Below are 10,892 nucleotides of genomic sequence, written 5' to 3' on the forward strand. Positions count from 1 at the left end.
TCACAGACCTCTGACGCATTCATAGACGGTCTTGCCGCGCAGGATGAAATCGCCCGTGATATTGCCGAAGTTTTCCGAGTGTCCGGCAAACAACAGCCCCCCCGGCTTCATGACGGACGCCAGGCGCTGCAGCACCCTGGCCTGTGTGTCCTTATCGAAATAGATCATGACGTTACGGCAGAACACCACATCAAACAAACGACCCTGCAACACGCTCCAGTCCGGCGCCACCAGATTCAGCACCGCAAACTCCACGGCCTGCGCCAGTTCAGGCTTGACCCGCGCCAGCCCGGTCTTGGCGCCCCGTCCACGCTGGAAAAAGCGTTTCTGCCGGCTTGCATCCAGCCCGGCAATCCGCTGGATTTTGTACACCCCAAGCGCGGCCTGCTCGATGACCTCGGTGTCGATATCCGTCGCCAGCACATAGGCCTGCTGCCGGCCCGGCCCCAGGACCTCTGCCAGCGTGATCGCGATCGAATAGGCCTCTTCGCCCGAGGAAGCCGCGCAACACCACAGGTTCAAGGGCGTATCGCGGTGCTGCTGCACATACTCGGCCAGAATGGGAAAATGATGCGGCTCGCGGAAAAACGCCGTGAGATTCGTCGTCAGCGCATTCACGAAGGCCTCCCACTCCGGGTTGGCGGCATTGGCCGCCAAGGCATCCAGATACTGACGAAAATCCGTACAGCCCAGCGCACGCACACGCCGCACGATACGGCCATAGACCATCTCGCGCTTCTGCTCGCCCAGCGTGATTCCGGCCTGCTCATAGATCATGGCGCGGATCCGGTCGAAATCCCGCTCTGACATCTCGAACTCCTGGCTGGCCCGCATCACGCCGTCCCCGCCAGTTTGAAGAGCGCCACAGAACGAGCCAGACGCCCGGCCTGTTCTTCCAGCGATGCGGCCGCAGCCGCCGCCTGTTCGACCAGCGCGGCATTCTGCTCGGTGTTTTCATCCAGCAGCGCCAGCGCCTGATTGACCTGATGAATACCCCGGCTCTGCTCTTGCGAAGCCGCGTCGATATCCTGCATCATGTCGGTCACCTCGCTCACGGACACCTCGATTTCCCGCATGGTGACGCGGGCCTGCTCGACCTGCCCATTGCCTTCCTCGACGCTGCGCACCGACGCCGCAATCAAACCGCGAATTTCCCGCGCGGCCTCGGCGCTGCGCTGGGCCAGCGAACGCACTTCCCCGGCCACCACGGCAAAGCCGCGTCCGGCTTCACTGGCGCGGGCCGCCTCGACAGCGGCATTGAGCGCCAGGATGTTGGTACGAAACGCAATCCCGTCTATCACCCCGACAATTTCAGCGATCTGCTGGGCACTGGCGGAAATATGCCGCATGGTTTCAACGACACCGGCCATGGCCACGCCGCCCCGCTGCGCGGCGGCCATGCTCCTGGCCACCAATTGAGTTGCGCGCCCGGCATTGCCGGCATTGGATTCAACCTGCAAGGACAACTCGCGCATGCTGGCCGCCGTGTTCTCCAGGCTGCTGGCCTGCTGTTCGGTACGGCGGCTGAGATCGGCATTGCCCTGCGCAATTTCACCTGCCCCCAGATGAATCGCCTCGACGCCAGCACGTACCTGGCGCACGATTTCCGTCAACCCGGACTGCATCTGCGCCAGCGCCCCATGCAATTGCCCGATCTCATTGCTGCTGCGCTCGGCCACGACAGCGGGTGTCAGATCTCCGCGTGCGCTGGCTTCGATGCGCCCCACCGCCTGCCGCACGGGCTGCAACACCTGCCTTTTCAAATACCAGTATGTCAGCAGGGTCAGCAGCACGGCTGCCAGACTGCCCAGCAACACCCCCAGCACGACCCAGCGTAAATAGCGCGCCGCGGCTTCGGCATCGGTGCGTGCCTGCTGCGCCAGCCCATGCAGCAAAGGCGCCTGCGCCAGCCAATCCGCCGCCACCCTGGCCAGCCCCGCTTGCGCCGCGGCATCTACCGTATTCACCGCTTCCGTTTCCGCCAGCAACTGCCGGAATGCAGCCTCGGTCGGCACCAGCGCATCTGTTACGACACGCGTGCGCTGCGCATGGCTTTCCAGCGTTTGCGTCAGAGAGTTCAACGGCAGCAGGCCCATGCCTGCCCCTGCCAACAGCATCAGGCAAAACAGGCCCAGCACCGCCACGATGCTGGTCCGCAAAGACAAATTCCGGATAAACGCACGCATGCCTGCCGCTCCTTCCACCCTAAGCTTCCGTTGCCCTACACATGTCAGTCTGCCGCCCGGTCGATCAGCGCCATTTCCTCGCTGCTCATCATCCGCTCGATATCCACCAGAATCAGCATCCGTTCATCCAGTGTGCCCAGGCCGGTCAGGTACTCCGTCGAAAGCACCGAACTGAATTCCGGCGCCGGGCGGATTTGCTCGGCGCTCAGCGTCAGAACGTCGGATACGCCATCCACCACGACGCCGACCACTCGCCCGCCCAGGTTCAGAATGATGGCAACCGTCTGCTCGTTGAATTCGGCAGCCTCCAGGTTGAAACGCACACGCAGATCCACGATGGGCACAATGACCCCGCGCAGATTCGTCACCCCCTTGATGAAGGCGGGCACATTGGCAATGCGCGTCACGCTGCCCGCGTCATAGCCGCGGATTTCCTGTACCTTGAGGATATCTATGCCGTACTCTTCCTCGCCCAGCGTGAAAATCAGGAACTCACGCGCGCCTGCAGCCTGATCGGCCATTTCCTGCGTCATATTCGATCCCATAGTGATTGTTTCCCCTCAGTTGGCCGGCACGCCGGGCCTGGTACTGACTCCCGCAGCCTCCGGCCGCGACCAGGGCTCGCGGTTGAAGCCGGCCAGCGCAAACACATCGACAATCAAAGCCACCCTGCCATCGCCCAGAATGGTGGCGGCAGCGATACCCGGCACTTTCCGGTAATTGGTTTCCAGATTCTTGACCACGACCTGATGCTGCCCGATCAGGTGATCCACCAGCAGCGCATAACGACGGCCCTGGGCCTGCAGCACGACGGCAATGGCCTGTGCCGGGTCGGTCTGGGCGCCGTCGATGGCGAACACTTTGCTCATTTCCACCAGCGGCAGATAATCGTCGCGCACCTTCAGCAAGCGCTCCTCACCCGTCAGCGAACGCAGCTGTTCCGGCCTGGGCTGTATGGATTCCATGACGTTGTTGAGCGGCAGGATGAAGATCTCGTTGCCCACCTGCACCGACATGCCATCCAGAATCGCCAGGGTCAGCGGCAAAACAATGCGCGTCGTCGTGCCCTGGCCGCGCTGGGACAGCAGTTGCACATGCCCGCCCATAGACTGAATGTTGCGGCGTACCACATCCATGCCCACCCCCCGGCCCGAGATCGCCGTGACCTGTTCGGCCGTGGAAAACCCCGGTGCGAAAATCAGTTGCCAGACATCCTCGTCCGGTGCGTTATCCGGGATATTCAGGCCGGACTTGTGCGCCTTGGCAAGAATCTTGGCGCGGTCCAGGCCGCGGCCATCGTCCCGCACCTCGATCACGATATTGCCGCCCTGGTGCTGGGCAGCCAGCGTCAGGCAGCCTTCCGGGCTTTTGCCTGCCGCCAGCCGCTCCTCCGGCATTTCGATGCCATGATCCAGACTATTGCGCACCAGATGCGTCAAGGGGTCGATGATGCGCTCGATCAGGCTTTTATCCAGTTCCGTCGCCTTGCCGACGGTTTCCAGCTTGATCTTCTTGCCCGTCGATGCGGACAAATCGCGAATCACACGCGGGAAACGGCTGAACACGTATTCCATCGGAATCATGCGCATGGACATGATGGCTTCCTGAAGCTCACGTACATTGCGCTCCAGTTGCCCCATGCCGCTCAGCAAACGGTCGTGCTCGACCGGATCCAGGGCGGCGGCGGTCTGCGTCAGCATGGCCTGCGTAATGACCAGCTCCCCCACCAGATTGATCACCTGATCCACCTTGCCGACTTCCACCCGCAACGAACCGGATTCCTTGTCCTGCGCGCTACTGCGTGCCGGGGCGCGTCGCACCGGTTCTGTCGCACCCGCGGCCGAGGCAGGCCTCGTGGTCGCCTCGCCCGCCGGGACAGCCATCGCTGCCGGCAGGGCCACGGCTGTATCAGGAACAGCCGGGGTGGCGGCGGCGGACGCAGCGGCCTCGGCAAGCCCGGCGTTGCCGGGGGCCGGATCCGCAGGCCGCTGGGGCTGGATGCAGATCTGATCTGCATTGACAATAAAGCAGCTGACCGCTTCGATATCCGCTGGCGCGCAACTCGTCTGCACGACTGCCGTCAACCCATCCGCCTGCCGTTCATGGGACAGCACCAGGCCCAAATTGCCCAGTTCTTCCAGCAGGGTTTGCGCATCCTTATCCGATACCCGTGCATAAGCGACCTGCAACAGGGCTTCCCCCGCAGGCAGTGCTGCAGGCGCTGCCTGCGGCACCGGCGCCGCGCTCACTGCTGCGACCGCAACCGTCTCAGCCCCGGCCGGCACTGCGCCTTCTCCTTGCCGCAGCGCCCGCAAGCGCTCACCCATGGCCAGGAATTCAGCTTCCTCCGGCTCCTGGCCCTGACGATAATCATCCAGCTGATGCTTCAGGACATCCTTGGCTTGCAGAAACACCTCGATCATGTCGGCCCGCAGGGGCAACTGCCCCTGCCGCACGGCATCCAGCAGGTTTTCCATCAGATGCGTGGTCTGGGCCAGCTTTTCGAAGCAACCGAACGTCGCCGCCCCGCCCTTGATCGAATGTGCTGCCCGGAAAATGGCGTTGAGCTGCTCGCCATCGGGCTGCTCGACATCCAGCTCCAGCAGCAGGCTTTCCATATTCGCCAGCAGGTCGTCAGCCTCATCGAAGAAAGCCTGGTAAAACTGCGTCAGATCAATGCCGCTCATTGCCTCGCCCCTTTTCCCAACATTCGTCCGCACCCGGCCGGTTATGGATGGCTGCCGGCGAAGGTGCCGTCATCCATCACCGCGCCCTCAAGCTCTCGTGCCGCCCGGCCCGCCTCCGCCGCATCCAGCTGCAAGCCGCCGTCTTCGGCCAGGCCTGCGCTGGCGTTTTCGGCTTCCAAGCGCCGTTGCGTCGCCACATTCAGCAACACCAGACTGATGCGCCGGTTCATGTCCGCATTCGGATCCTCACGCAGCAGCGGCATGCTGGCGCTCATGCCCAGCACCCGCATGATCTTGTCCTCCTGCATACCGCCAGCCACCAGTTCGCGGCGCGAGGCATTGGCGCGCTCGGTCGAAAGCTCCCAATTGCTGTAGCCGCGCTCACCCGCACTGAACGGCCGCGCATCGGTATGGCCAGACAAACTGATGCGATTTGGCAATTCATTGAAAACCGGCGCCAGCTCTCGCAGGATCTCGCGCATATGCGGCAGCACTTCCGCACTGCCCGAGGCAAACATCGGGCGGTTCTCGCTATCGACGATCTGCAGGCGCAGGCCTTCCGCCGTCATGTCGATACGCAATTGCGGCTTGAATTCACGCAGCCTGCGGTTCTGTTCGATCATGTCATTGAGGCGGTGGCGAAACACTTCCAGACGGCGCTGGTCGCGCTTCTCGCTTTCGCTCACCAGTGCAATCGCGGCAGCCGGCGCCTGTTGCAGGCCTGCCTGCGTATCATTGATCTGGCGCCCGCCGCCACGAATGGGCGAAGCCGGCTGCGCAGGCAGCACCGACCCCTGATCCACGGCCGTACGCAAAGGCATGCGGAAATATTCGGCCAGCCCGGCGCGGCTTTTTTCCGGCAGGATGCCCAGCAGCCACAGCACCAGAAACAGCGCCATCATGGCCGTCATGAAATCGGCGTAGGCAATCTTCCAGCTGCCGCCATGGTGTGCCTTGCCATGACGTTTCCTGGATTTGATTCGTACCACCGGGCGCTGCAGATCCATGGGTTCCCCTGCGCTCAGGCTGCCTTATCCGCCGGCGCAGCGCCACCCTTGGCCTGACGCACATGCTCTTCCAGTTCCGCGAAGCTGGGACGGATATCCGCAAACAAGACCTTGCGGCCGAACTCCACCGCCATTTGCGGCGGGTAGCCGTGCAGGCTGGCCATCAAGGTGACTTTGACGCACTCAAGGATTTTCACTGCCTCTTCGTTGCGGCGCTCCACCGCTGCCGCCAGGGGCGCGACAAAGCCGTAGGCCATCAGGATGCCCAGAAAGGTTCCCACCATGGCTTTTGAAATCAGATCCCCCAGCACTGCCGGCGGCTGGTCGATGGCCGCAAGCGCCTTGATGACGCCCAGCACGGCGGCCACGATCCCGAAAGCCGGCAGGCCATCGGCCAGGCCGTGCAAGGCGGTGGACGGCAGGCTGCGCTCATGGCTATAGGTTTCAATCTCCTCGTCCATCAGCGCTTCGATCTCGAACGCACTGGTATTGCCGCTGATCATCAGCCGCAAATAGTCCAGCATGAATTCCTGCAAACGCGCATCCTTCTGCACCAGCGGATACTGCGCGAACAGCTCGCTGTTGGCCGGATCCTCGACATGCGACTCAATCGCCATCCAGCCATCGCGGCGCACCTTGGCGAGCAGCACATACAGGAAGGCGATCAGCTGCATATAGACCGCCTTGTTGTACGGGGACGGCTTCATCAGCCCCCCCAGCGCCTGCACGGACAGCTTGATCGTCTTGCCCGTATTGGCGGCAATGAACGCCCCCAGGCCGGCACCACCGATCACGACCAGTTCGAAGGGCTGATACAGCGCCCCCCAGTGGCCTCCCATGGCAGCATAACCACCCAGAACCGATGCCAGGACAACAACAAAGCCGATGACGATGAGCACAATAAAAAGCCCTTAGCCCGAAAGCCGCACGAAACCCTAATCTTCGACCGGAAAGCCTGACCGGGAAGCGTGGGTCAAAACGATTTTTGCGGCCTTGCTTGCCGCTTTGAGAGTGCCAGTGAACTGGCAACCGCCCGTCAACCCGACAGGGCAGCCTTGGTCTGGCGCCGCCGCGTGCTACGCGTGGCAGACAGGCGCTTGCCGGCGCGCGGTGGCAAGCGGCAAAGACCGCACACAAAGCTTTCGGCAGGCTCATGTGCGTGATGGACAAACTGCCCGCCGCAGCGACTGCACTGGCACATCTGCAGCATGTCCGCTTCGAAAAAGCGCACCATCATCCATGCTCTGGTAAAGCTCAGCACCAGGCCTTGCTCCGGCGTCCCTTCCTCGCCCATCAGATCCTGGTAGCCGCGATAGGCCTCCACCAGCGCTGCCGGCCCGCGCAAACCGGCATCGCCCACCATGAACTGATAGATGTTGTAGAACACGGAGGAATGAATATTCGGCAGCCAGGTCATATGCCAATCCACTGAAAACGGCAGCATGCCCTTGGGCGGAGATTCATGGCGGATTTCCCGGTACAGGCGTGACAGGCGTTCGCGGCTGAGGCTGGTTTCCGTCAGCAGTACTTGCAAGCGCGCCCCCAGGCCGATCATGTCCGTCGCCAGGGCGATTTCGCGTGCTTCGCGCACCACGCTCCTGGCATCCTCAACCGGTGCCGCGCCTTTGGCGCCCCCTTTTGTCTTGCCGCGTTGCGCTGCCATCTGCTTGAGCCCAAGGATGCTGGAGGAGGTCGCGGTATTCACGCGATGCGCTCGACCGGCTGGCCCGCCATCATGATGGCCATCCTGGCGCGTTGCAGCGTTCCACCCATGACATCCTTGCCGCTCAGTGCCGCGAGCACCTCGGGGCTGTCCAGGCGCAAGCGGCCCAGCGCCATATTCAGACTGCTCAGGCGCAACAACTGCGGCGCAGACAGTTTCAACAAGGCATCCGCCACTTCGGCCGACAGACCCAAGCGGAACAAGCCTACCGGATAGTCTTCCCGCAGCATGCGCTGCGCCAGCATCAGGTAGGACAGGTTCAACTCTCGCATATCGTCAAGCAAGTTTTGTTGCGGTACAGCAGACTTCATAAGCAGAGAGACAGACATCATAGAGGTGAAGAGTATTGCCCGGCCGTCCCGCCTGGCCGGATGGCAAGGCAAGCGTTCCGTGGGACTGATCCATCTGGTGACCATCCCTGCCCAGGTACGTTTTATCCGCACCAGAGACAGCGATTTTCACGGCTGGCCAGAGCCCCACTGCCAGCGCCCAAAACGATACATAAAGACACAAAAATATAACTATTCCGGCTTTTTAAACTTTTTTTACAAACATGTCAAAAGTTTAAATATCGTTAATTAAATACAATGATCTGCATCAAATATCCCAAATGAATTAAGAGCCCAACTACTCGCAAATGATTGAATGTTGAATTAGAAAACAAACAAGTTGAATAAATTACAGATAATAACAATTAGACATAAGACTATGAAAAACAAAGAAAATTCCAAGAAATAAACGGGTTCTTTATTAGAAAATTCTATTTAAATATTCTGCGGACCTAAATTTTTCCGCCTTTCTGCCGTTAATCAGCCTTTCAGGCTGGCGTTTCTCTCAGGACGGTAATTCATTCCTTACTGTTTGAGCCGCCATTACCTCTTGCGCACCTAGTGCATTTTCTTCAGGACCTGCAATGGCTGCTGTTATTCCTACTGCATCACTGATAACCGCGACTGCCATGGCGCCGGCAGCGGCACCCGTTTCGGCCGCCGTTCCGGAGACACCTGGCGGGCTGGCCCGTTCCCCGTCCCAGGAACAAGCCCCGGTTCCTGCCGCCCAGGAAACCAGCGCTGCCTCTCCTGCGCTGGATGCCGCCCTGGCCAAACTGAACCAAAGCATGCAGGCCTGGGGAACCCGCCTGAGCTTCGTCGCCGACCAGGATGCGCACCGGATCGTCATCCGCATCATCGACAGCGACAGCGGGGAAGTCATCAAAACCATTCCCAGCGAAGCCGTCCTGCATGCCGCGAGGCTGCTCAAAGACGAAACCGGCGCAGCCTCCACCCTGACCGCCCAGGCCTGAATCCGTGCCCCGCTCTTGCTCCGCGCAGGCACCCATAGAACACGCATCAAGGACTCAACATGGCAACCTCTTCCGTCACTTCCAATCTTGGCGTCGGCTCCGGCCTGCCATTGACCACATTGCTGGAAGACCTGCGCAAGGCAGAAAACAAATCGCTGGAACGCATTCAGATCCAGCAACAGACCCAGGAAGCCCGGCTCTCTGCCTACAGCCAGCTGAAAGGCGCGGTCGAGACCCTGCGCAGCAGCGCCAAAACCCTGGCTTCCGACAATCTTTTCAACGCCACCAAGGCCACCAGCAGCAGCGAAGCCTTCAGCGCCAGCAGCACCAACAAGGCCATCGCCGGGAACTACAGCGTGTCCGTCGCTGCGCTGGCGCAGGCCCAAACGCTCTATACCGGCACGGCCTTCGCGGCCCGGGACGCCGCCCTGGATAGCGGCGGGAAAGTCACGTTTTCCTTCGCAGGCAAAGCGGACACCACACTGCAACTGGAAGGCGAAGTCACGCCCGAAAAGCTGGTGCAAGCCATCAACGCCGACGACAAGCTGGGCGTCAAGGCCAGCCTGCTCAACGACGGCAACGGTTTTCGCCTGTTGCTGACCAGCAGCGAGACCGGCACCCAGGCTGCGGTCAACAGCATCCAAGTGGATGGCAACGCGGCACTGGCCCAGGTCATCGGCTATAACGACGGCACGACGCCAGACCCTGCCACGCAGGTACAGATCGGCACGGTAGCGGCCGATGCCAGGCTGAACATCAACGGCATCGCCATCACCAGCCAGAGCAATACCGTTGAAAACGTGATCGACGGCGTTACCCTGAACCTGAAAAACACCACCGGCACGGCGGATGCGCCCGCCCCGGCCAGCCTGAGCGTCACGCGCGACAATACGGTTGCCGCCGCCGCGGTGCAGAATTTCGTCAATAGCTACAACAACCTGCAAAAAACCATTGTCAACCTGACGGCCTTTGATGTCGAAGCGGAAACCGAAAGCGTCCTGACCGGCGACTTCACGACCCGCCAGATCCAGTCCAGCCTGCGCCAGCCTCTCAATACCATCGGCCCAGGTACGGATATCCGCTCGCTCAGCCAGATAGGGGTCACGACGGATCCGGTCAGCGGGGAGCTGAAGCTGGACACCGAAAAGCTGAACAAGGCGCTGAGCAAAAACGGCGCCGACGTTGCCAGCCTGTTCCAGGGTGAAAATGGCATTGCGGCCAAAACAGAAAGCGCTGCCAAACTGCTGCTGGACGACAGCGCGGCCGGCAGCAGCCTGTTCAAGAACCTGGAAGAAGGCATCAACCGCAATATCAAAAGCCTGAAAAAGCAGTATGAGGCGGCGAGCAAACGCCTGGAAGACCAGATGGCCGTCTATACCGCACAGTTCAAGGCACTGGATACCGCCGTGACGCAAATGAGCTCCGTCAGCACCTATCTGACGGAACAATTGGCACAACTGAGCAAGAACACGAAATCGTAAGCAGGACAGACAGGCAACCTTATGAACGCTTTCACTCCTACCCCGAGCCGCCGTCCAGGACAGGGCGCACGCGCCTACGCCCGCGTCGGCCTGGAAACCCAGGTCGGCAGCGCATCACCCCAGCGCCTGATCACCCTGCTGTTCGATGGCGCGCTGGCCGCCATTGCCAAAGCCAGGCATCAGCTGGAAACCCGCGACATCGCCGGGCGCGGGCAGTCAATCTCCAAAGCCGTGGATATCGTCCAGAACGGCCTGATGAGCAGCCTGAACCGGGAAGCCGGCGGCGAACTGGCCGACAACCTGCATGAGCTGTATGACTACATCATCCGGCAACTGCTGCTGGGCAACCTGCAAGCCGATGATGCCGCCCTGCAGCGTTGCGCCACCTTGCTGGGCCAGATCGCGGACGCCTGGCGCAGCAGCGTCGATACCCCGGCAAGCCCCGCGCCAGCGCAAGCCTTTGCCGGTGCCTGAGCGCATGCCTGCCATCCCCGCCCCCCATGCC

Annotated in this window: 11 protein-coding genes; 3 read left to right on the top strand and 8 right to left on the bottom strand. The window is 61.3% G+C overall.

Going from position 1 to position 10,892, the window contains the following annotated elements; genetic code table 11:
* The 8 genes from ACNA1V_RS12755 to flhD all read right to left on the bottom strand — a co-directional run bounded on the left by ACNA1V_RS12755 (position 1) and on the right by flhD (position 7,914).
* Positions 1 to 810 (bottom strand): CheR family methyltransferase, encoded by an 810-nt coding sequence (locus ACNA1V_RS12755; RefSeq protein ID WP_415833989.1) that lies wholly within the window; start codon positions 808 to 810, stop codon positions 1 to 3.
* A gap of 23 nt (positions 811 to 833) precedes the next feature.
* Entirely contained in the window at positions 834 to 2,186 is a 1,353-nt protein-coding gene (locus ACNA1V_RS12760) for a methyl-accepting chemotaxis protein (RefSeq protein ID WP_415833990.1), read from the bottom strand.
* Positions 2,187 to 2,230: 44 nt separating this feature from the next.
* Positions 2,231 to 2,731 (bottom strand): chemotaxis protein CheW, encoded by a 501-nt coding sequence (cheW, locus tag ACNA1V_RS12765; RefSeq protein WP_415833991.1) that lies wholly within the window; start codon positions 2,729 to 2,731, stop codon positions 2,231 to 2,233.
* A gap of 15 nt (positions 2,732 to 2,746) precedes the next feature.
* The gene (gene cheA / locus ACNA1V_RS12770; RefSeq protein WP_415833992.1) at positions 2,747 to 4,873 is read right to left on the bottom strand and encodes a chemotaxis protein CheA; all 2,127 of its coding nucleotides are present in this window, start codon (positions 4,871 to 4,873) and stop codon (positions 2,747 to 2,749) included.
* A gap of 41 nt (positions 4,874 to 4,914) precedes the next feature.
* Positions 4,915 to 5,880 (bottom strand): flagellar motor protein MotB, encoded by a 966-nt coding sequence (gene motB / locus ACNA1V_RS12775; RefSeq protein WP_415833993.1) that lies wholly within the window; start codon positions 5,878 to 5,880, stop codon positions 4,915 to 4,917.
* A gap of 14 nt (positions 5,881 to 5,894) precedes the next feature.
* Positions 5,895 to 6,779, bottom strand: a complete 885-nt coding sequence (gene motA, locus ACNA1V_RS12780; protein ID WP_415833994.1) for a flagellar motor stator protein MotA — start codon at positions 6,777 to 6,779, stop codon at positions 5,895 to 5,897.
* A 137-nt stretch (positions 6,780 to 6,916) separates the two neighbouring features.
* Positions 6,917 to 7,585, bottom strand: a complete 669-nt coding sequence (gene flhC / locus ACNA1V_RS12785) for a flagellar transcriptional regulator FlhC (RefSeq protein WP_415833995.1) — start codon at positions 7,583 to 7,585, stop codon at positions 6,917 to 6,919.
* A complete protein-coding gene (gene flhD / locus ACNA1V_RS12790) occupies positions 7,582 to 7,914 on the bottom strand; it encodes a flagellar transcriptional regulator FlhD (protein WP_415833997.1) in 333 nt (110 codons plus the stop codon). Before flhD ends, flhC begins: the two co-directional genes overlap by 4 nt.
* A 602-nt stretch (positions 7,915 to 8,516) precedes the next feature.
* On the opposite strand from flhD, the gene ACNA1V_RS12795 reads away from it, so the two are divergent.
* The 3 genes from ACNA1V_RS12795 to fliS are packed head-to-tail and all read left to right on the top strand — an operon-like array spanning position 8,517 to position 10,861.
* Positions 8,517 to 8,906 (top strand): flagellar protein FlaG, encoded by a 390-nt coding sequence (locus ACNA1V_RS12795; protein WP_415833998.1) that lies wholly within the window; start codon positions 8,517 to 8,519, stop codon positions 8,904 to 8,906.
* Positions 8,907 to 8,965: 59 nt separating this feature from the next.
* Positions 8,966 to 10,387 (top strand): flagellar filament capping protein FliD, encoded by a 1,422-nt coding sequence (fliD, locus tag ACNA1V_RS12800; RefSeq protein WP_415833999.1) that lies wholly within the window; start codon positions 8,966 to 8,968, stop codon positions 10,385 to 10,387.
* Positions 10,388 to 10,408: 21 nt separating this feature from the next.
* Entirely contained in the window at positions 10,409 to 10,861 is a 453-nt protein-coding gene (fliS, locus tag ACNA1V_RS12805) for a flagellar export chaperone FliS (RefSeq protein WP_415834000.1), read from the top strand.
* The last annotated feature ends 31 nt before the right edge of the window (positions 10,862 to 10,892 follow it).

This window comes from Kerstersia similis, assembly GCF_965139615.1.
Classification (GTDB): Bacteria; Pseudomonadota; Gammaproteobacteria; order Burkholderiales; family Burkholderiaceae_B; genus Kerstersia; species Kerstersia similis.

Excerpts from the sequence above, each read along its gene's own strand:
- ACNA1V_RS12755 (WP_415833989.1), bottom strand. The coding sequence starts at position 810 with ATGTCAGAGCGGGATTTCGACCGGATCCGCGCCATGATCTATGAGCAG.
- ACNA1V_RS12760 (WP_415833990.1), bottom strand. The coding sequence starts at position 2,186 with ATGCGTGCGTTTATCCGGAATTTGTCTTTGCGGACCAGCATCGTGGCG.
- cheW (WP_415833991.1), bottom strand. The coding sequence starts at position 2,731 with ATGGGATCGAATATGACGCAGGAAATGGCCGATCAGGCTGCAGGCGCG.
- cheA (WP_415833992.1), bottom strand. The coding sequence starts at position 4,873 with ATGAGCGGCATTGATCTGACGCAGTTTTACCAGGCTTTCTTCGATGAG.
- motB (WP_415833993.1), bottom strand. The coding sequence starts at position 5,880 with ATGGATCTGCAGCGCCCGGTGGTACGAATCAAATCCAGGAAACGTCAT.
- flhD (WP_415833997.1), bottom strand. The coding sequence starts at position 7,914 with ATGAAGTCTGCTGTACCGCAACAAAACTTGCTTGACGATATGCGAGAG.
- ACNA1V_RS12795 (WP_415833998.1), top strand. The coding sequence starts at position 8,517 with ATGGCTGCTGTTATTCCTACTGCATCACTGATAACCGCGACTGCCATG.
- fliD (WP_415833999.1), top strand. The coding sequence starts at position 8,966 with ATGGCAACCTCTTCCGTCACTTCCAATCTTGGCGTCGGCTCCGGCCTG.
- fliS (WP_415834000.1), top strand. The coding sequence starts at position 10,409 with ATGAACGCTTTCACTCCTACCCCGAGCCGCCGTCCAGGACAGGGCGCA.